This window comes from Komagataeibacter sp. FXV3 (assembly GCF_015155755.1).
Lineage (GTDB): Bacteria > Pseudomonadota > Alphaproteobacteria > Acetobacterales > Acetobacteraceae > Komagataeibacter.
Map to the genome: position 1 here is coordinate 1 of NZ_VWPI01000068.1, position 21,046 is coordinate 21,046.

Consider the following 21,046-nt stretch of genomic DNA (forward strand, 5'->3'; position numbering starts at 1 on the left):
CAGTAGGGGGGGCCCCGTCACCAGCACGGACGGGGCCCCCCCTACTGACACCCCCGCACCGGAAGATGCTGCGGAACAGGAAGCACAGCCCCTGTTTTCCGAACTCGGCCTGTCCGAACCCATCCAGCAGGCGATTGATGAGATGGGATACCGTCATCCCACCCCCATCCAGGCGCAGGCCATTCCGTATGTGCTGATGGGGCGCGACGTTCTGGGCGTGGCCCAGACCGGGACCGGCAAGACCGCGTCCTTCACCCTGCCCATGCTGGAAGTCCTGTCCGGCTCACGGGCACGGGCACGGATGCCGCGTTCGCTCATCCTTGAACCCACGCGTGAACTCGCGCTGCAGGTCGCGGAAAATTTCGTCAATTACGGCAAGCACCTCAAGCTGACCCATGCGCTGCTGATCGGCGGCGAAAGCATGGCCGAACAGAAGGAAGTGCTGAACCGTGGCGTTGACGTGCTGATCGCCACCCCCGGGCGGCTGATCGACCTGTTTGAACGCGGCGGCCTGCTGCTGACCCAGACCCGGCTGCTGGTGATCGATGAAGCGGACCGCATGCTGGACATGGGCTTCATTCCCGATATCGAGAAGATCGTGAACATGCTGTCGCCGCTGCGCCAGACGCTGTTCTTCTCCGCCACCATGGCGCCGGAAATCCGCAGGCTGGCGGACATGTTCCTGAGCAACCCGAAGGAAATCACGGTCAGCCGTCCCTCCTCCGTCGCATCAACCATCGTGACGGGACTGGCCATTGTCGACGCCAAGGAAAAGCGCCGTGCGCTGCGCAAGCTCCTGCGCACGGCGGACATGCAGAACGCCATTGTGTTCTGCAACCGCAAGCGTGATGTCGATGTACTGTGCAAATCCTTGATCAAACACGGTTTCTCCGCAGGCGCCCTGCATGGTGACCTGGCGCAGTCGCTGCGTTTCTCGACACTTGAAGCGTTCAAGAACGGCGAACTGAAGATCCTTGTCTGCTCCGACATTGCAGCACGCGGGATCGACATTGGCGGCCTGTCGCATGTGTTCAATTTTGACGTGCCGTTCCATGCCGAGGATTATGTCCACCGAATCGGCCGTACCGGCCGCGCGGGCCGCACTGGCCACGCCTATACCCTGGCCACGCCGGATGAAGAGGCGCTGGTGCAGGCCATCGAGAAACTGACAGGCAAGCCAATTCCCCGAATCGAAATCCCTGGCATGGAAACGCTGGAATGGTCGGAAGAGCCCCGCACCGGCAATGGTCGCCGCAAGCCCGCCCGCAAAAGCAATGCTGCAACAGCCAAGCCCGAACAGCCTGCGGCACCCGCCACGGCTGAGGAAAAACCCCCGGCTCCGCGCAAATCGCGCAGGTCGAACGGTGGGGTGGCAGGCGGTTCGTCCGCAGCGCCATCGCCGCGTCGCGACTCCGGATTGCTGCCGTCCGCGCCCGATCAGCCTGTTACCGGCTTCGGCAATGACGTCCCGGCCTTCATGCAACTGCCGCGCCGGGAAAAATCCGTCATTCCGGCGGACGAATAAGCAGTCTGCCCTTCTGGCGATAACAGGGAATGGAAAACGCAGTGGCGCATACCATCCGGGTGGTGGCGCTCGGCAATGATGGGGATGGCATAGCCCAGACCCCAGATGGCCGGGTATTCGTACCCGGCACGGTTCCGGGTGATGAAATCGTGCTGGCAACGCATGACGGTACGCGCGGGACGCTTGATCGTGTGGTGACACCGGGGGTCGACCGCGTACCTGCCCCCTGTCACCTGTTTGGCGACTGTGGTGGCTGCCGCATTCAGGACATGGCGCTGCCTGCCCTGCTGGACTGGAAGACAGGCCGCGTGGTCGAGTCCCTGCAACATGTTGGGTTTGACGCCATTCCCACGCCGCAGACCCATCAGGTCGGCCCGCATGGCAGGCGCCGGGTTGATCTGACCTTCCGCCGCGTCGGGAAACAGATCGTGCTGGGGCTGCATCGCCGCCGTGGCGATGTGGTTGACATGAGCGAATGCACACTGCTCGATCCCACGCTTTTCGCCCTGCTGACACCCCTGCGCGCCATGCTGCATTCGCTTCCGGCCGTGCATGCGGGTGGTGATCTTCAGATCAACCTGCTGGATAGCGGTCCCGACCTGCTGATTACGATGGATGGCACGCCAGACGCCAATGACCGTCGCATTCTGGCGCAGTTTGGCAAGGCGCATGGCATCCCGCGCATTTCACTGCAGGGTCGCCCGCCAGAAACACTGGCCCTGACCGGGCCTGTTTTCCATCATTTTGATGACGTGCGTGTCGTGCCCCCGCCGGGCGCCTTCCTGCAGCCCGCGCGGGCGGGTGAAGCCTTTATCAAGGCCGCCGTGATCGCGGGCCTGCCGCGCAAGGGACTGAAGGCAGGCATTATCGAATTATACGCAGGATGTGGCACGCTGTCCTTCGCGCTGGCTGAACAGGCCAAGGTTCATGCCTATGAAGGTGATCGCGCGGCCCTGGCCTGCCTGAAACAGGCCAGTGGCGGCACACGCGTCCTGCCCGCGCTGCGTGACCTGAACCGCCAGCCGGTCATGGCGACCGATCTGGCAAAGGCGGCAGCCATCGTGCTGGATCCGCCCCATGCCGGGGCTGGTGCGCAGATCGCCCAGATCGTGGCGGGCAGACCGGCATGTGTCATCTATGTCAGTTGCAATCCCGTAGCACTGCAGCGGGACCTGACGCCCCTGCAACAGGCGGGTTACCGGCTGGATAGCGTGACGGTTGTTGACCAGTTCCTGTGGTCAGCGGAAGTCGAATCCGTCTGCGTGCTGACTCTGCCGGGGGCAAACCGCCGTAACCGGCGCTAAGAACAGGAAAGTTTTTTGGTGAAGCTTTTTTCAAAAGGCTTCAAAGAAGGCCGCCTTTCTGAAAAAAGGCGGCACCCAGAAAACTTCTGTTTTTCATCAATACATCAGACGTGGAAGCTTTCCCCGCAGCCACAACGCCCCTTTTCATTGGGATTGCTGAAGGTGAAGCCGGATTCAAGCTGCTTGACCTCGTAATCCATCACCGATCCGATCAGGAACAATGTTGCCTTGCGGTCCACCAGCAGGGTCATACCCTTGTCCACCACCACTTCGTCACCTGGACCAGCCTGTTCGACAAAGCTCATGTCATAGGCATGGCCTGAACAGCCCTTGGTCGAAACGGCAATGCGCAGCAGGTGCCCGGCGTGATTGGTCTGGTACAGTTTTTCCAGCCGCTGCGCCGCCCGGTCCGTCAGGGTCATAAGCGGCGGCAAAGCCCGGCGCGGGGTGGCAGTGGTGGTTGTGGCGTTATGTTCAGTCATGGGACGTTCCCCTTGCTGGGTTCAGAACATGTTCAGGGCAAGGCGCGCATCTTCACTCATGCGCGACATATCCCATGGCGGTTCCCACACGATTTCCACCGTGGCAGTGGTGACCGTATCGATCTTTTCCACCGCTTCCTTGACCTGCACCGGCAGTTCCTGCGCGCTGGGACAGTTGGGGGCGGTCAGCGTCATCTCGACCTTGACCGATCCATCCTCATGCAGGTCGATGGCGTAAATCAGGCCAAGTTCATAGATATTGACCGGAATTTCCGGGTCATACACCGTGGCGATCGCGGCAATGACCGTTTCCTCGTCCGGTATGCTGGCACTGGCGGGGGCATCATTCGGCTTTTCCCCGTCCGGTGTCCATGTTGATACGGGTTCAGCCCCGGGGTCGGTCTTACCCTCGGCCTCAAGGGAGAAATGCCCGGCTCCCTCTGCCATGCCGATGGCAGGCTCTACCTGATTTTTCTCGTCCATGAGACCTTCACCTGTCTTTATCATCATTGAGCATCCCGATCAGCGCCGACCATGGCAGCATCGCGCAGCGGATACGCGAACGATGCCGGTGCAATGGCGCGAAAACCGAAAGGTCACCCAAGCCCTCAGGGGCTATACCTGTTTCAACGGCCGTCACAAGTTCCGCATGCATCTGGCTGATCCGTGCACGATCCTGCCCGGCCACCCGTTCCGCCATGAGATCCGCGGACGCGGCACAGATCGCACAGCCCCGCGTTTCATGCCGTAATGCCGTAACCCGGCCCTGTGCATCGACACCGGCCTGCAACTTCACCCGGTCACCGCACAGGGGGTTCGAGCCTTCCCCCTGCAACTGCGCACCCGCCAGCGGGCCTGCGTAACGCGGCGTTCTGGCCCGTTCCAGCACCACGGTGCGATACAGATCATCCTGCGCCATGACTGTCACGCCATCAGACAAAAAAGCCGCGTATCTGTTCCAGCGTGGCGGCCAGGAAGTCGATTTCCTCCGGCGTGGTGTATATGCCGAAGCTGGCCCGTGCGGTGGCCGAAACCCCCAGCCTGCGCATGAGCGGTTCAGCGCAGTGATGTCCCGCCCGGACCGCAATGCCATTGCGGTCCAGCAGGGTGGCGATATCATGCGGGTGGACATCGTCCATGGTGAACGAAATCACCCCGCCACGATCCGGCGCGGTCCCGATCACCTTCAGCCCGCTGACATTGCCCAACACTTTCAGCGCATGGGCTGTCAGGGCTTCCTCATGCGCGCCGATCGCGTCAAACCCTATGGATTCGATATAGGCAAGGGCGGCGCCCAATCCAATGGTCTCGATGATGGCGGGGGTCCCGGCCTCGAATTTATGCGGGACACTGGCCCATGTCGAACGCTCGAACGACACGGTGGAAATCATGTCGCCACCGCCAAGGAAAGGCGGCATGGCATCAAGGATCTCGCGTCGCGCCCACAGCACGCCGATACCGGTCGGGCCATACAGCTTGTGCCCGGTCACCACATAGAAATCCGCATCCAGCGCGCGCACGTCCACACGACGATGGACGGCAAGCTGGCTGCCATCAAACAGCACCTTCGCACCCGCAGCATGCGCCATGTCGGCAATGGCGCGGGCATCCGTGATCGTGCCCAGCACATTGGACATGTGGGTGATCGCCACCAGCGCCACCTGCCCGTCGGACAGGTTGCGCGCCAGGGCATCCATGTCCAGCGCCCCATCATCGGTAATGGGGGTCACGCGCAGTTCAACGCCCGTGCGGTCCCGCAGCATCTGCCAGGGGACCAGATTGGCGTGGTGTTCCATTTCGGACACCAGCACCACCTGCCCCGGCTTCAGCAGGGAGCCGAAGGAATGGGCGACAAGGTTTATGGCCTCGGTGCTGTTGCGGGTGAAAACGATTTCTTCGCGCGCCTGCGCGCCAAGGAAGGCTGCCACCTGATCACGCACGGCTTCATAGGCTTCCGTCGTGCGTTCGCTCATCCAGTATAGGCCACGATGGATGTTGGCGTACTGGGTGCGCATGGTGTCCGCCATGGCGTCAATGACTTGCCGCGGCTTCTGCGCGGAGGCCGCGCTGTCAAGGAACACGAGGTCCTTGCCATGCACCTTCTGCGACAGGATCGGGAAATCGGCCCGGATACGGCGCAGGCTGCCCACGACGTCCGTGCGGCTGGCTACAGTCTGGTCCATCATGCGACCTCCCGCGTCCACCATGCCTCGACGGCAAGGTTCAGGCTGTCCTTCAGGCGCTGGTCATCAATCTGGTCCACGACATCATGCAGGAAGGCGCGGATCAGGATGGAGCGCGCGGCCGCGTCCGGGATGCCACGGCTGCGCAGGTAGAACAGCTGGTCATCATCCAGCGCACCAACGGTGGCGCCATGGCTGCACTTCACGTCATCGGCGTAGATTTCCAGTTCCGGCTTGGCGTCGATTTCCGCGCCATCGGACAGCAGCAGCGCCTGGTTCATCTGGTAGCCATCGGTCTTCTGGGCAATACGCTCGACAAGGATCTTGCCCTGGAACACGCCACGTGCATGGTCGGACAGGACATTCTTGATCGTCTGGCGCGATACGCAGTCCGGGGCGGCATGGGTAATCACGCTGGTCAGGTCGCCATGCTGGTGACCGGACAGAAGCTGCGCGCCATTGACATGCACGCTGGCCCCCGCCTGCATCAGCGCGGCATGGACTTCATGCCGTGACAGGCTGGCGCCCAGCGTCAGCGTAAAGCTGTCATAAACCCCACCGGCGGCAACGCGGGCATGGCTGACCGCCAGATGCACCGCCTGCTTGCCTTCCGCCTGAATACGGGCATGCGACAGGTACCCCCCATCCGCCACCGCAATGTCATAGAGCGGGTTGTGCAGGTACTGTCCCCGTCCGACCGATGCATCCAGCAACGCCAGGCGTCCGCCTTTTTCCACCACGATACGGTGGCGCGGGTGGAAGGAGACCGGTTCGGCCGCCTCCGTCTGGCCAATGCTGACCAGCAGCAGGCAGCCACCATCCACACCCGCGGGCACGACCAGATCCAGACCGTCGCGCGCAAGGATGGTGTTCAGCGCGGTGGTGACATCACCCGCCGGGTCGATCCCGTCATCAGGCAGCGTGCCCGCGGCCAGCGTCGAGACCCGGACACCCTTGGGCAGACGTGAACGACCGGCATCGAAATACCCGTTCACAAACACAACACGACTTGCCCCGGCGCCAAGGCCGGAAATGGTCTCGATTTCCGCCAGCAGGGTATCGGCGGCCGCGTCATCCGCCGCGTGCGGCGCCGTGGTGAACGGCACATCGGCCAGTGCGCGCAGGGAGGTGTATTTCCACGCCTCCACACCCACGCGTGGCAGGCCGACATGGCGCAGGAAATCGGCGGCCTTCTGCCGTTGCGCATTGCCCGTTACGTCACCCCGGTCGAGAAAGGCGGAGGCATTGACCCCGACCGGTGTGATGGCGTTCACGCCGCCTCCGACAGGAACTGGGCATAACCCTGCGCCTCAAGCTGCTTGGCCAGTTCGGGGCCACCGCTGTGGATGATGCGGCCCTTCGCCATCACATGGATGCGGTCGGGCACGATATAATCCAGCAGGCGCTGGTGATGGGTAATGACCAGCGCCGAGAAATCGGGCGAACGCAGGGAGTTCACGCCTTCAGCCACGATGCGCAGGGCATCGATGTCCAGTCCGCTATCCGTTTCGTCCAGGATGGCGAAGGACGGCTGGAGCATGCGCATCTGTAGCACCTCATTGCGCTTCTTCTCGCCACCCGAAAAGCCGACATTGACGTTACGCTTGAGCATCTCGTCCGACATGGACAGGTGCTTCGTCTCCTTGCGCACGGCCTTCAGGAAAGCCACGGCATCCAGTTCATCCACCCCACGCGCACGGCGCACGGCATTGACGGCGGTGCGCAGGAAATTGGCGTTGTTCACGCCCGGCAGCTCGACCGGAGTCTGGAACGCCAGGAACAGGCCAAGGGCCGCACGTTCCTCGGGTTCCAGCGCCAGCAGATCCTGCCCCTTGAAGGTGGCCGACCCGCCGGTCACCTCATAATCCTCGCGTCCGGCCAGCACGTAGGACAGGGTGGACTTGCCCGAACCGTTCGGTCCCATGATGGCGTGGACTTCACCCGCCGGGATTTCCAGATCGACCCCACGCAGGATTTCCTTGTGGGTCTCCCCGTCCGAAATGCGGGCGCACAGGCCATTGATGCTTACGAATTGCTTGCTCACGTCTTTGAATCCCTGTTAGCCCACGCTGCCTTCTAGGCTGATCTGCAGAAGCTTCTGCGCTTCCACCGCGAATTCCATCGGCAGTTCCTTCAGAACGTCCTTGCAGAACCCGTTTACGATCAGGCCCACCGCGTCTTCTTCCGACAGGCCGCGCTGGCGGCAGTAGAACAGCTGGTCTTCCGATATCTTGGATGTCGTCGCCTCATGTTCCACGCGTGCGGACATGTTGCGGCTTTCGATATAGGGCACGGTATGCGCCCCGCAACGATCCCCGATCAGCAGGCTGTCGCACTGTGTGAAGTTACGGCTGCCCGATGCCTTGGGCATCATGCGCACCAGCCCGCGATAGGTGCTGTCGGACTGGCCCGCGCTGATGGTCTTGGCGATGATGGTCGAACGCGTGTTGCGGCCGATATGGATCATCTTGGTGCCGGTATCGGCCTGCTGGTGGTTGTTGGTTACCGCGACGGAATAGAATTCCCCCACCGATCCCTCACCCTGCAGGATGCATGACGGGTATTTCCACGTAATGGCCGACCCGGTTTCCACCTGCGTCCATGAAATCTTGGACCGCGCGCCACGGCATGCGCCGCGCTTGGTCACGAAGTTGTAGATGCCGCCCCTGCCGTTTTCATCACCGGGATACCAGTTCTGCACGGTGGAATACTTGATCGACGCATCTTCCATCGCCACCAGTTCGACCACGGCGGCATGAAGCTGGTTTTCATCACGCATGGGCGCCGTGCAGCCTTCAAGGTAGGAGACGGACGCACCATCTTCCACCACGATCAGCGTGCGTTCAAACTGCCCGGTATTACGCGCATTGATGCGGAAATAGGTGGACAGTTCCATCGGGCAGCGCACGCCTTTTGGCACGAACACGAAGGAACCATCGGTAAACACGGCGGCATTCAGCGCGGCGTAGAAATTATCCGTCACCGGCACGACGCTGCCCAGGTATTTGCGCACCAGTTCGGGATATTCCTGCACCGCTTCGGAAATGGGGCAGAAGATCACGCCCGCTTCCTGCAATGTCTTGCGGAAGGTGGTGGCGACGGACACGCTGTCAAACACGGCGTCAACCGCGACGGGTGCGCGCGCTTCCTGGCCTTCGGGCACTTCCACGCCTGCCAGCATCGCCTGCTCGTGCAGGGGGATGCCCAGCTTTTCATAGGTGCGCAGCAATTCGGGATCGACCTCTTCCAGCGACTTCGGCCCGGGCTTCTTGCGCGGGGCGGCATAGTAATGCACGTCCTGATAGTCGATGGGCGGATGATGGACCTTGGCCCATGTGGGTTCGCGCATCTCCAGCCATGAACGGTAGGCCTTCAGCCGCCATTCCAGCAGCCATTCCGGCTCCTTCTTGCGGCTGGAGATCAGGCGGATCGTGTCCTCGTTCAGGCCCTTGGGGGCGATATCCATTTCGATATCGGTCTCGAACCCCCATTTATAGGTGTTCTGACCCAGGGTTTCGACCGTCTTGCGGGTTTCGGCTACTGCCGGCATGTGTCTTTCCTCCCCCTGTTTCAGGCCGTGGCCGCGGGCCCGCCGGGCATGGACGGCGTGCGCAGGCCGCCCAGTCTGTCAGTGACTGTGTGGTTTTTCATGTCCGCCAGCGTAATGGCGGACAGGGCGTTGCGGATGGCGGCGTTGACCATGTCCCACTGACCGCCCAGGCCACAGGTGGACCGGGCATCACAATCCCCGCCATCCACGCATGTCGTCAGCGATATGGGACCATCGATCGCCTGGATCACGGTCGCGATCGAGATTTCCTCCAACGGGTGGGCCAGCCTGTAGCCGCCGCGTGCGCCGCGCTGTGATGTCACGATGCCCTGTGTCGCGAGAATCTTGAGCACCTTGGCCACGGTGGGTTCGGGAATGCCGGTCGAACGCGACAGGACAGGCGAGGTCGTGACCTCTTCCTTCTGTCCCAGCCGGACCAGAGCCACGACGGCATAATCGGTCAGTTTCGACAGTTTCAGCATTCCGCTCTCCCGCCTGTTCCGGCCCGCCTGCATAATTGGACCGAAACAGTACTGTTTCCTGAAGTTTCAGATGGGCTACCAGCCACGCGTCGTCAAGTCCAATCGTTGCATGCAGCCCCGCCCTATCCGATACCGGTTCCGAATATCAGCTGTAATAGCACGGACAGCCCGCACCCGGCCAGAAACCCGACCAGCGTGCCATTCAGGCGGATATACTGCAGATCCTTACCTACACGCAGTTCCAGACGGTCGCTCAGGCTTTCCGCGTCCCATCCATTAACGACCGAGTAAATAAACCGCGACATGCGGTCACGCAGGAATGGCAGGCTGCTCATGATCATGCCACGCGCGCCATCATTGATCCGTTTGCGCATGGTGGCGTCATGATACATCTGTTCCGCGAGACGCTGCAGTGCGTCGCGCACAATGGAGGACAGCCATCCACGATCCCCCCTGTCCATGTCTTCCTCGATCAGGCGGCGCAGGCGGTGCCATACGTCACTGCTCCAGCCACGCACGCTGTCATGGGTCAGCACGCCCATCACGGTATCCGTGATATCACGCCGGCGCACCGGATCCTGCTCGATCCGGTCGATCTCGGCCCGGACCCATGTGGTGAAGCCCTCACGCAATTCTGAATTCTGCGGGTCGATCCGGTCCAGTTCCTGCCCCGCGGCCAGCAGCACCTTGGTCGCGATCGACCCGCCAATGGCCCAGCCCAGCACGCGGCCGCCCTGTTCGCGCACGCGCTCCTCGATCATCGTGCGCAGGGCCGGTTCCTTGGCCTTGATGCCTTCCTTCAGCCGCGACAGCAGGAACGACAGCACTTCCTGGTGGCAGTCCCCTTCCACCATCGCGCGCAGGCTGCGGGTGATGACGGGGGCGATTTCCTCCCCCCCCAGCAGGGTCGGCAGCATGCGGGCGATGGCGGAACTTGCCCGCCCGTCCTCCAGGCGGTCCAGCACGTGCGGCACCGATCCCAGCACGGCGCGGTTGACCATGTCCGCCGTTTCCGGCTCCTGCAGTATGTTGCCAAGGATGGAGGGCAGGTCGATGCGGTTGAATGCGGCCTCGACCTCCTTTTCCGTGAACACGTTGGTCGAGACGAAGCGCCCCAGCGCCTGCGCCAGCCGTTCCTTCTGCGCGGGCAGGATGGCGGTATGGGGAATCGGCAGTCCCATGGGCCTGCGGAACAGCGCGGTCACGGCAAACCAGTCGGCCAGGCCGCCCACAACCCCCGCCTTGGTGCCCGAGCGCAGGATTTCCAGCCACGGACGGTCCGCCAGCCAGCCCATCTGTGGCAGGGCATACCCCGCCACCGTCAACCCGGCCATGGCCGCCAGCAGGCCGGTCGCAGACCGTTTGTAACGCAGCAGCGTATGCCGCGCGTCCTGATCCGTTTGTGGAATACCGTTCATGAAGTCCTTGATACCATTGTCTCCCCTCCAGCCCAAGCAACACTCGGTGTAACGCACCAAATAGGCGTGAATATGCCATGGTGGACATTGCGGGCCGCCGCCGAACATGGGATTTGGGAAAGACCATGACGATTTTTCATGACAGGACAACACGATGACCGAAGCCGCCGCGCGGACTGTTTCCGACCTGCTGCAACAGGCGGAACGACTGATTGCCAGCCATGACGAAACCGCAACCGGCAGCCCGGTCATGGCGCTGGCGCGTCAGATCAACCGCCAGATGGCCAATGGCACCCTGTCGATGGAAATGGTGGAGGAGATCGTGCGCCTGCTGCGTGACCGCGCCTTTGCCGGGCGGGCGCACCATATCGCCGCCTATCTGGACGGTCCTGACGATGCGGTGGTGGCCGCGCGCATGCATGACGTCGCCCGCCGCATCGTGCAGCCGGACCCCGATGACAGTCCCGTGCCCATCGCGCGCTTCCGCGCCGCCATCGAACGCAGCCGCTTTGCCGCCGTGTTTACCGCCCACCCCACATTCGCACTGGCCAACCCGGTATATGAGGCGCTGGCCGACCTGGCCTCCACCAACCCGGCCGAGGTCCCGGCGCATATCCCCGCCTTCCTGACGCACCGCCGCGTCGGGCCGCCCACGCTGGATGAGGAATTCACGCTGGCGACACAGGCCATCCTGCGCGGGCGCAACGCGCTGGACCGGCTGAACGTCATCCTGCTGTCCGAAGCGCGCACCCACTGGCCGCAACTGTGGTCCACGCTGGCGCCGCGTCCCATCATCATGACCAGCTGGGTCGGGTACGATACCGACGGGCGCACCGATATCGGCTGGTGGGACACGCTGCGCCTGCGGCTGCGCATGAAGCAGATGCAGCTTGCCCGCCTGCATGACCAGATCGAACCCGTGACCAGCTGCGCCAATGACCTGCTGCCGCGCGTGCAGACCGCGCTGGACACCGTCGCGGCCCAGATCGCCGCCTGCCCCACCGGGCCGGAACCCGAAGCGGTGTCACGCTTTGCCGATGTGCTGATTACCCGCAGCAATGACGCGCTGACCAGCACCAACGACCTGAACGCCGCCTTCAGCGAGGCGATCGACGCCGCGACACCTGAAGACAAGATGACCCTGGCGGTGGCACGGGCGGGCTTCATGGCGCATGGCCTGTCGGCGGCGCACACGCATACGCGCCTGAATGCGACACAGCTGCACAACATCGCCCGCCAGCGGCTGGGCATTACCGACAGCCCCGACATCCCGGCCCAGCGCCGCGCGCTGATCAGCCGCATGAACGACGCGCTGGAGACGGTCCAGCCGGTCGAGATCGATTTCGGTTCGCTGCTGATGGAACAGGCCAGCGCCGGGCGGCTGATGATGACGGTGCGCCAGATCCTGCGCCATATCGACCGCACCAGCCCCATCCGTTTCCTGATTGCCGAGACCGAGACCGGCTACACCCTGCTGACCGCGCTGTGGCTGGCGCGGCTGTATGGGGTTGCGGACATGATCGAGATCTCGCCATTGTTCGAGACACAGGAAGCACTGGAAAACGGCGAACAGATCATCGAGGAAGCCCTGCGCTCCCCCCACTGGCGCGCCTACCTGCAGCGCACACGCAAGCTCAGCCTGCAGTTCGGCTTTTCCGACTCCGGCCGTTACGTGGGGCAGCTGGCCGCGACCTATCTGATCGAACGGCTGCGCATCAAGGTATGCGACCTGCTGCGCAAATGGGATCTGGCCTTTGTCGAGGTCATCCTGTTCGACACGCATGGCGAAAGCATTGGCCGTGGCGCGCATCCCTACCGGCTTGCGGACCGCTTCGACTACCTGTCCCCGCCGCATGCCCGCGCCCGCTTTACCCGCGCGGGCATCCAGATGCGTGAGGAAACGGCCTTTCAGGGTGGTGACGGCTATCTTCTGTTCGGCACGCAGGCCCTGGCGGATGCCACTGTCAGCATCATTGCCGAACACGCCTTCGCCACCACGACGCTGGACCGTGACCCGGTTTATGATGAACCGGATTTTTCGGCCGATTTCTTCGCCACCATCGCCAATGGCATGACCGGGCTGGTGGAAGATCCCGGCTATGCCGCCCTGCTGGGCGCATTCGGGCCGTCACTGATCGACAAGACCGGGTCGCGCCCGTCCGCGCGGCAGAGCGACGCGGCATCGACCGTAACCCGCATCAAGCATCCCAGCCAGCTGCGCGCCATTCCCAACAATGCCATCCTGCAACAGCTGGCATGGTGCGCGAATACGTTGCAGGGACTGGGCACGGCGGCGGCGCGCCACCCTGAAACGTTCGAGAAATACCTGGCGGAAAGCCCCCGCTTCCGCCGGGCCATGGATTTCGCGGCCCACGCGCTGGCGCATTCCGACCACGGCGTGCTGCGCGGTGTCATCCGCCTGCTGGACCCGGACATGTGGCTGGAACGTGCCACGGCGCAGAAGGACCCGGGCCGGCAGGAAGCCTGCCTGTCGCTTATGCACGGGCTGGAAAACCTGGATTTCTGGGCCAGCACGCAGGCGATGTTCCGGCGCATCCAGTCCGATCACCTCGCCCTGCGGCGCGCGTGGCCCGACGCCCCGCGCATGCGCCCCGATGAACTGCTGCTGCATGCCATCCGCATCGCGATCATCGAGCAGATCTGGCTGCTGTCCACACAGGTGCCCTATTTCTCACCCCGCCATGCGTTTTCGCGCGATGTGCTGACGCTGAAGGTACTGTGCCTTGAAATCCCGGGGGCGCTGGCGGAACTTGAAAATATCTTCCCCTACCGTTCGGATGGCAGTTTCGATCTTGATTTCCATGAACCGCATGGCCCCCGGCAGGAAGGCACCTACCACCGCGAATACACCGAAATCTTTGAACCGATGCAGCGCCTGTTCCAGATGGTGCGCGAAATCAGCACCGGGGTGATGCACCATGTCGGCGCCTTTGGCTAAGACATCGCGCAACGGGTGGCGGATCAGTGAACCGCCACCTCCCTATGGCGTGGCGTTGTCCCAGACGCCCGCCATACGCCGGGTGGTGGCGAACAATCCCGGCCCCATGACCGGCAACGGCACCAATAGCTGGCTGGTGGACCATGACGGGGGCTGCGTGGTCATTGATCCCGGCAGCACCGACCCCGTCCATCTGGATGCGCTGGTGGCTACAGCAGGCGACCGGCCGATCACCCATGTCATCCTGACCCATACCCATGCGGATCACCTTGCCGGCGCACGGCCGCTGGGTGCGCGGCTGGAAATCCCGGTCTGTGGCTTCCATGCCAGCGCCGAGCCGGAATTCACCCCCGATATCGGCCTGCGGGATGGTGATGAAATCGCGGGATTACGGGTGCTGTACACACCGGGGCATGCCAGCGATCATATCTGCCTTGAAACAGCAGATGGCATCATCTTCACCGGCGACCATGTCATGGGCTGGTCCACCACCATGGTCCCCCCTGCCCCGCACGGTTCGGTGCAGCAGTTTCTGGACAGCATGGACTACCTGCTGCAACGCGACAGCCACCTGCTGCTGCCCGCACACGGTCCCGCCATACCGCATGTAAAAGCCTGCATCGAAGGACTGGTCGCCCACCGCCGCGCGCGTGAGGAAAGCATCATGGCGCTGATGCCGGCTGCCCCCCGCACGCTGGATGAAATCGTGGACAGCATGTACCACAACCTGCGCCCCGGCCTGCGCCGTGCGGCACGACTGAACCTGCATGCCCATCTGGAAAAGCTGGAACATGATGGCCGGGTGGCCCTGCATGGCGACCAATGGGCAAAAATCATGCCCTGATGATGTTCTCGCATCACGCTACGGATCCATCATCGCCTGACGGAAAACGGAATTTCATTCAGGATTAATGGCGGTGTGCACGGGCCAGGTAACGCCATTCACCGCGATTCCATGCCCCGAAAGCACGTTTTTCCCACACGGGCGTTGCCGTATCACCTGAATTACTGACTTTCCAGACAGTCCGGATATTTCAGTATATGGACGGTTGCAGGAGTCGCTTCATGTGACAACCCTGCCTGCAGGAACATACCCCACGCCGACCTGACTGCATCGCATCGGCACCAGTTTGCCCGACTGTCATGCCTCCGGATTTCCCGGGACACAAAAAAACCGGCCCCTTGCGGGAGCCGGTTTCTTTTGATGCTCTCTTTCGAGAAAGATCAGGCGGACTGCGCCATGATCTCTTCCGCGACGTTGCGGGGCACCGGATCGTAGTGGTGGAACTGCATCGTGAAGGATGCACGGCCCTTGGTCATCGAACGCAGGTGCGAGATGTAGCCGAACATTTCCTTCAGCGGCACCATCGCACGCACCATGACGGTCGAGCCGGAGGTTTCCTGGCTCTGGATCATGCCACGGCGACGGTTCAGGTCGCCCACCACGTCACCGACGTGATCGTTCGGGGTGGTCACTTCCACGTCCATGATCGGCTCGAGAATGACCGGACCGGCCTTCTTCATGCCTTCACGGAAGCAGGCCTTCGCCGCGATTTCGAACGCCAGCGCGGAGGAGTCAACGTCATGGTACTTGCCGTCCAGCAGCGTGAACTTGAAGTCCACCGTGGGGAAGCCAGCCAGCACGCCGGTCGAAGCCTGCGCCTGAATGCCCTTGTCCACCGCCGGGATGTATTCCTTCGGCACGGTGCCGCCGACGACCTTGTTCTCGAAGGAGATGCCTTCGTTACGCTCAACCGGCGCGAACTCGATCTTCACTTCCGCGAACTGGCCCGAACCACCCGACTGCTTCTTGTGGGTATAGGTTTCGGTATGCGGCTTGGTGATCGTTTCACGATACGCAACCTGCGGCGCGCCGATGTTCGCATCCACGCCATATTCACGACGCAGGCGGTCGATGATGATGTCGAGGTGCAGTTCGCCCATGCCGGACAGGATGGTCTGGCCCGTTTCCTGATCGGTCTTCAGGCGCAGCGAGGGATCTTCACCGGACAGCTTCTGCAGCGCCAGCGTCATCTTTTCCACGCCGTCCTTCGTCTTCGGCTCGACGGAGATGTCGATAACCGGGATCGGGAAGCTCATGCGTTCCAGCACGACCGGATCAGCCGGATCGGCCAGCGTGTCACCCGTCTGCGTGTCCTTCAGGCCAACGAACGCGGCGATGTCACCGGCGTGGACTTCCTTCAGTTCCTCACGCTTGTCAGCGTGCATCTGGAAGATACGGCCGATACGTTCCTTGTGGCCCTTCGTGGTGTTCAGCACGGTGTCACCGGTGCGCAGCACGCCACGATAGACACGCACGAAGGTCAGCGTGCCGTATTTGTCGTTGATGATCTTGAAGGCGAGGCCGGCGAACTTGCCATCCGGGTCAACCGGGATGATCGGCAGCTTGTTCTCGTCCACTTCCTCGTCTTCCGGCGGGGCGATGCGGATGCCTTCCACGTCGTCCGGCGCGGGCAGGAAGTCGATCACGGCGTCAAGCAGCGGCTGGACACCCTTGTTCTTGAACGCGGTGCCGCACAGCACGGGACGGAAGTCACCCTTGATGGTGCCCTTCTTGATGCAGCGCTTCAGCGTCGCAACATCCACGTCGCCCTTGTCGAAATATTCTTCCATCGCTGCGTCATCAACGGACAGCGCGGTGTCCAGAAGGTTCTGGCGCGCTTCGGCGGCCTTTTCCTTCAGGTCGGCGGGAATTTCCTCGTAATGGAACTTCGCACCCAGTTCACCGCCTTCCCAGACGATGGCGCGCATCTCGATCAGGTCCACCACGCCAACGAAGTTTTCTTCGGCGCCGATGGGCAGCTGCAGCGGGATCGCGACGATGTCCAGCTTTTCCTTCAGCGTGCTGAAGGCGTAGTAGAAGTCGGCGCCGGTACGGTCCAGCTTGTTGATGAAGATGATGCGGGGCACGTTATAGCGGTCAGCCAGACGCCAGTTGGTCTCGGACTGCGGCTGCACGCCGGCAACACCTTCGATGATGAAGATCGCGCCATCGAGCACGCGCAGCGAGCGGTTGACTTCGATGTTGAAGTCAATGTGGCCCGGGGTGTCGATGATGTTGATGCGACGGCCTTCCCACTCACACGTCACGGCAGCCGAGGTGATCGTGATGCCGCGCTCACGCTCCTGCGCCATGTAGTCGGTGGTGGTGTTGCCTTCGTGCACCTCACCGATCTTATGGGACACACCGGTGTAGTACAGGATACGCTCGGTGGTGGTGGTCTTGCCGGCATCGATATGCGCGGTAATACCGATATTGCGAATCAGGGACAGATCAGACTTGGCGGACACGGGGGAACCTCCACAAGACAACACGGGCGCGAAGGGGAACCTTTGCCTTTCGCGCCTGCCGGAACCGTAAGCTGCTTCCGCCCTCAGTCTTTTTCAACATGGACGACGCAGACCGGCACAGCGGAACAATGCACCAGACTTCAGTCAGGCTTCATCTACGACGGACGGGCCGGCCCCCGCCCCGGCATTGCGGGGTGGTGGCCGGCCCTGTCGCATATCAGGCTACAGCGGCCTTCTTTTCCTGAACGCGCAGGATACGGCGCTTCACCGTCATGGCTTCCGGCGTCAGCTTGCGGTTCGGGGTGGACAGCAGGAACGCATCCAGGCCGCCATTGTGCTCGACCGTGCGGATGCCATTGGTGGTCATGCGCATGGGAACCGCCGTGCCGAGGATATCGGACAGCAGCGATGTTTCCTGCAGGTTGGGCAGGAAGCGACGGCGGGACTTGTTGTTGGCGTGGCTGACGTTGTTGCCCGTCAGCACGCCCTTGCCTGTGATCTGGCAGCGGCGAGACATTTTATCATCCTCGGATATAACTGTGGCCGAGGCATAAATGCCCGGCAAGGATCGTCTAGATTAGGCGCGGCTTATCGCCAAACCACCGCCAACAGTCAAGATGCATAAGCATGATTCGGCGTTTTTTGTCCGGCATGGGGGGCAAAGCGTGGCATTTCGTCCCCACTTCACCCCTACGCGATCAGCCAGCCTTCTGGTCGTGGTCGGGGTGCAGTTCGCCCGCCTGCACGCTGTGCAGCGCGTTTTCCAGCATGGCCTGCATGGTCTCGCGCCCCATGGTGCGCGACAGCAGCCCCAGGGATCCGCCCAGCAGGGCGGAGGCAATGGCCACCGGCGGCAGGTTTTCACCCAGCATGTATTCGATGGCCTTGTCCACCACCGCGCCGCAGTGGCTCAGTTCGGGGGGGATGGCGTCCCCTTCGGGGGGCTGGTTGTTCGTATCCGTCATGTCACGGCTCCTTCTAGCGTTCTTCCTGATATGTACTTCCCTGCCGCCGCTGACCAGTGCGGGGCGGTCATGCGCGCGCTACCGTCATGCCGGCGCGGGTCAGGTCCCGGCGGCTTCCTCCTCCGCCTGGATCGCCCACATTTCGGCATACAGGCCGCCATGTTCCAGCAGGGCGCGGTGGGTGCCGCGCTCCAGTATCCGCCCCTGCCCCATCACAAGGATTTCATCCACATCGACAATGGTGGACAGGCGGTGGGCGATGATGATGGTCGTGCGATTGGCGGCCACCGTGTGCAGGGCTGTCTGGATTTCCTGCTCGGTGCGGGTATCCAGCGCGCTCGTCGCCTCATCCAGCAGCAGGACACGCGGATTCTTCAGGATGGTGCGGGCGATCGCCACGCGCTGCTTTTCACCACCCGACAGCTTCAGCCCGCGTTCGCCCACCCGCGTGGCGTAGCCTTCGGGCAGGGTCATGATGAAGTCATGAATACAGGCCAGTTTCGCCGCCCGCTCCACCTCCCCCTGCGTGGCGCCAAGGCGGCCATAGGCGATGTTGTAGCCGATCGTGTCGTTGAACAGGATGGTATCCTGCGGCACCACCCCCACCGCCCCGCGCAGGGCCGCCTGCGAATAGTCGCGGATGTCGTGCCCGTCGATCAGGATACGGCCCGATGTCACGTCATAGAACCGGAACAGCAGGCGGCTGATGGTGGACTTGCCCGCACCCGTCGGGCCGACAATGGCCACCCGGTGACCCGCGGGGACATGGAAGCTGACCCCGCGCAGGATCTCGCGGTCGGGACGGTAGCTGAAATGCACGTTTTCGAAACGGATGTCGGCGGCGGGCGCTTCATCCAGCCGCGCGGGCAGGCCAAGCGCGTGCGCGGAATCGGTAATGTCGGCCTGTTCGTCCATCAGGGCGAACATGTGTTCAAGGTCCACCAGTGAATTGCGCAGCGAGGAATATACGCTGCCCAGGAAGTTCAGCGGCAGGTAGAGCTGCATGAGGTAGGTGTTGACCAGCACGAAATGCCCCACCGTCATGTGGCCTGCCTCCACATCGCGCCCGGCCATCAGCATGACGGCGATCAGGGCAACCGCAATGATGGCCGCCTGCCCGAAATTCAGGCCGTTGAGCGAGATCTGGGTGCGGATGGCGGCGGCTTCGTACCGCCGCTGCGCGTCCTCGTAGCGTTTGCGCTCGTGTTCCTCGTTGCCGAAATACTTGACCGTCTCGTAGTTCAGCAGGCTGTCCAGCGCCTTCCAGCTTGCTTCGCTGTTGATGTCGTTCATCTGGCGCCGCAGCCCGATCCGCCACGACGTGAACTTGATGGTGAACAGCACATACGCCGCCACCGCCACCAGCATCACCACCGCATAGCGCCAGTCAAACAGATGCCAGATCACGACAATGACCATCAGCGCCTCGATCAGGGTCGGCACCACGTTGAACACGCCCACGCGCAGTAGGGTCTCGATCGCTTCCGTCCCGCGCGCGATCGCCCGCGTCACCCCGCCCGACTGGCGGTTGAGGTGAAAGCGCAGTGACAGCTGATGCATGTGCGTGAAGCTGCGCATGGCCGCGATCCGGCTTATGCGGTAGCGCAGCGGGGCGAACAGCGCGTCGCGCAATTCCCCCAGCCCCGCCGCCGCCATGCGCAGCAGGCCATATCCCACGATCAGCACCAGCGGCATCATGGCCGCATGCCCTGCCACGGGCTGCAGGGCGTCAATCACCCGGCTGTAGGCATAGGGCACGCCAATGGTGGCGACCTTGGCCGCGATCAGCAGGATGCACACCCCCACCACGCGCAGGCGGGTGCGCATGTCATGACGGGGCCACAGATAGGGCAGAAGGCCGCGCAGGGTGGCGGCGGCGGAACGTTCCGGCAGGTCCTGCCGGGTCTTGTCGGAAACAGCCATATGTCGGGCATGTGGCATACGTTGCGCGTTTTGCAACCCATATCTCCCTGTCATTCCGGCACGCCCAAAGGATTGTCAGTCCCGGGGGCAGCCGGTATGCCAGCCAAGGCCCGAAGGACAGGGATGGATCATGTCACGTAACCTCGATGGTTTTTTTCGTCATATCGCCGCCTGCAACACGGCGGTACTACCCGGCGGGCGGCTGGAATTCCGGCTGGGCGCGCAGCCTGCGGGCTGGGTGCAGCCCGGCCTGCTGCCGGTCCTGCTGCGCCACGGCATGACGCATGCGGGGGATGGCGTTACCCTGGATGACCCCGCAAAGCTGGAACAGATCGGGGAGGCCATGGCGCGTGAGGGGGTGTACCGCTCCCACCACGAACTGTTTGACGTGTGGACCGACATGGACCAGCCACCCGTGGCCCGCATTGACCGGGGCGCGCTGCCGCTGTTTGGCCTGATGGCGGCGGGTGTGCACCTCAATGGTCTCGTGCGGCGGCCTGACGGGCTGTATCTGTGGATCGCCCGGCGGTCCATGACCAAGCGGCTTGACCCCGGCAAGCTGGACCATCTGGTGGCAGGCGGCATCCCGGCTGGCCACACGGCGGCACAGGCGCTGATAAAGGAAGCGGGGGAGGAAGCCAGCCTGCCACCCGAACTGGTGGCCCGCGCCCGTCCCACGGCGGATATCCGCTACGCGCTGGACCGCCCCGAGGGGCTGCGCCGTGACGTGCTGCACTGTTTTGAACTGGAACTGTCGGACGATTTCATCCCCGCGCCCGCTGATGGGGAAGTGGAGGAATTCCGCCTGATCCCGCTGCACGAAGCCTATATGCTGGTCCGCGATACCGATGAGTTCAAGTTCAACGTGAACCTTGTGCTGATCGACCTGTTCCTGCGCACGGGCATGATTGACCCCGCCAGCCCCGAAGGCCAGCGCCTGCGT

The 21,046-nt window shown here is 62.8% G+C and carries 18 protein-coding genes; 5 read left to right on the forward strand and 13 right to left on the reverse strand.

Annotation, left to right across the window (positions count from 1 at the left end):
- Both F1542_RS06745 and F1542_RS06750 read left to right on the forward strand, forming a co-directional pair.
- Nucleotides 1-1,525: DEAD/DEAH box helicase (locus F1542_RS06745; protein ID WP_227672543.1), on the forward strand; the 1,525-nt coding region annotated here is incomplete at its 5' end.
- Nucleotides 1,526-1,554: 29 nt separating this feature from the next.
- A complete protein-coding gene (locus F1542_RS06750) occupies nucleotides 1,555-2,829 on the forward strand; it encodes a class I SAM-dependent RNA methyltransferase (RefSeq protein ID WP_193732365.1) in 1,275 nt (424 codons plus the stop codon).
- 104 nt (nucleotides 2,830-2,933) lie between these two features.
- Here F1542_RS06750 and F1542_RS06755 read toward each other — a convergent pair whose 3' ends face one another.
- The 9 genes from F1542_RS06755 to F1542_RS06795 form a co-directional block, all read right to left on the reverse strand.
- Nucleotides 2,934-3,311 carry an iron-sulfur cluster assembly accessory protein gene (locus F1542_RS06755; protein WP_193732366.1) on the reverse strand — a complete coding sequence of 126 codons (378 nt, stop codon included), beginning with the start codon at nucleotides 3,309-3,311 and terminating at the stop codon, nucleotides 2,934-2,936.
- A 21-nt stretch (nucleotides 3,312-3,332) separates the two neighbouring features.
- Nucleotides 3,333-3,794 carry an SUF system Fe-S cluster assembly protein gene (locus tag F1542_RS06760; RefSeq protein WP_193732367.1) on the reverse strand — a complete coding sequence of 154 codons (462 nt, stop codon included), beginning with the start codon at nucleotides 3,792-3,794 and terminating at the stop codon, nucleotides 3,333-3,335.
- Nucleotides 3,795-3,801: 7 nt separating this feature from the next.
- A complete protein-coding gene (gene sufU, locus F1542_RS06765) occupies nucleotides 3,802-4,230 on the reverse strand; it encodes a Fe-S cluster assembly sulfur transfer protein SufU (RefSeq protein WP_193732368.1) in 429 nt (142 codons plus the stop codon).
- A 13-nt stretch (nucleotides 4,231-4,243) separates the two neighbouring features.
- Nucleotides 4,244-5,494 carry an aminotransferase class V-fold PLP-dependent enzyme gene (locus F1542_RS06770; protein WP_193732380.1) on the reverse strand — a complete coding sequence of 417 codons (1,251 nt, stop codon included), beginning with the start codon at nucleotides 5,492-5,494 and terminating at the stop codon, nucleotides 4,244-4,246.
- Nucleotides 5,494-6,768, reverse strand: coding sequence for a Fe-S cluster assembly protein SufD (gene sufD, locus F1542_RS06775; RefSeq protein ID WP_193732369.1), 1,275 nt, complete (start codon nucleotides 6,766-6,768; stop codon nucleotides 5,494-5,496). The genes F1542_RS06770 and sufD overlap by 1 nt, the downstream gene beginning before the upstream one ends.
- Entirely contained in the window at nucleotides 6,765-7,538 is a 774-nt protein-coding gene (sufC, locus tag F1542_RS06780; protein ID WP_193732370.1) for a Fe-S cluster assembly ATPase SufC, read from the reverse strand. Before sufC ends, sufD begins: the two co-directional genes overlap by 4 nt.
- 15 nt (nucleotides 7,539-7,553) lie before the next feature.
- Nucleotides 7,554-9,044 (reverse strand): Fe-S cluster assembly protein SufB, encoded by a 1,491-nt coding sequence (gene sufB / locus F1542_RS06785; protein ID WP_193732371.1) that lies wholly within the window; start codon nucleotides 9,042-9,044, stop codon nucleotides 7,554-7,556.
- Nucleotides 9,045-9,064: 20 nt separating this feature from the next.
- On the reverse strand, nucleotides 9,065-9,526 hold the full coding sequence (locus F1542_RS06790; RefSeq protein ID WP_193732372.1) for an SUF system Fe-S cluster assembly regulator: 462 nt from the start codon (nucleotides 9,524-9,526) through the stop codon (nucleotides 9,065-9,067).
- Nucleotides 9,527-9,648: 122 nt separating this feature from the next.
- Nucleotides 9,649-10,944: a DUF445 domain-containing protein gene (locus F1542_RS06795; RefSeq protein ID WP_193732373.1), complete on the reverse strand. Its 1,296-nt coding sequence runs from the start codon at nucleotides 10,942-10,944 to the stop codon at nucleotides 9,649-9,651.
- 154 nt (nucleotides 10,945-11,098) lie between these two features.
- Between F1542_RS06795 and F1542_RS06800 the strand changes: the two genes are divergently transcribed.
- The gene (locus F1542_RS06800; RefSeq protein WP_193732374.1) at nucleotides 11,099-13,903 is read left to right on the forward strand and encodes a phosphoenolpyruvate carboxylase; all 2,805 of its coding nucleotides are present in this window, start codon (nucleotides 11,099-11,101) and stop codon (nucleotides 13,901-13,903) included.
- Nucleotides 13,884-14,747 carry an MBL fold metallo-hydrolase gene (locus F1542_RS06805; RefSeq protein ID WP_193732375.1) on the forward strand — a complete coding sequence of 288 codons (864 nt, stop codon included), beginning with the start codon at nucleotides 13,884-13,886 and terminating at the stop codon, nucleotides 14,745-14,747. Before F1542_RS06800 ends, F1542_RS06805 begins: the two co-directional genes overlap by 20 nt.
- A gap of 380 nt (nucleotides 14,748-15,127) precedes the next feature.
- Here F1542_RS06805 and fusA read toward each other — a convergent pair whose 3' ends face one another.
- From fusA to F1542_RS06825, 4 genes are all read right to left on the reverse strand, one after another.
- Nucleotides 15,128-17,215, reverse strand: a complete 2,088-nt coding sequence (fusA, locus tag F1542_RS06810; protein ID WP_193732376.1) for an elongation factor G — start codon at nucleotides 17,213-17,215, stop codon at nucleotides 15,128-15,130.
- Nucleotides 17,216-17,432: 217 nt separating this feature from the next.
- Entirely contained in the window at nucleotides 17,433-17,732 is a 300-nt protein-coding gene (gene rpmB / locus F1542_RS06815) for a 50S ribosomal protein L28 (protein WP_010506414.1), read from the reverse strand.
- A 181-nt stretch (nucleotides 17,733-17,913) separates the two neighbouring features.
- Nucleotides 17,914-18,180 carry a hypothetical protein gene (locus F1542_RS06820; protein ID WP_010512913.1) on the reverse strand — a complete coding sequence of 89 codons (267 nt, stop codon included), beginning with the start codon at nucleotides 18,178-18,180 and terminating at the stop codon, nucleotides 17,914-17,916.
- A 99-nt stretch (nucleotides 18,181-18,279) separates the two neighbouring features.
- Nucleotides 18,280-20,121, reverse strand: coding sequence for an ABC transporter ATP-binding protein/permease (locus F1542_RS06825; RefSeq protein ID WP_275944686.1), 1,842 nt, complete (start codon nucleotides 20,119-20,121; stop codon nucleotides 18,280-18,282).
- A gap of 112 nt (nucleotides 20,122-20,233) precedes the next feature.
- Between F1542_RS06825 and F1542_RS06830 the strand changes: the two genes are divergently transcribed.
- On the forward strand, nucleotides 20,234-21,046 hold an 813-nt coding region (locus F1542_RS06830), incomplete at its 3' end, for an NUDIX hydrolase family protein (protein WP_193732378.1).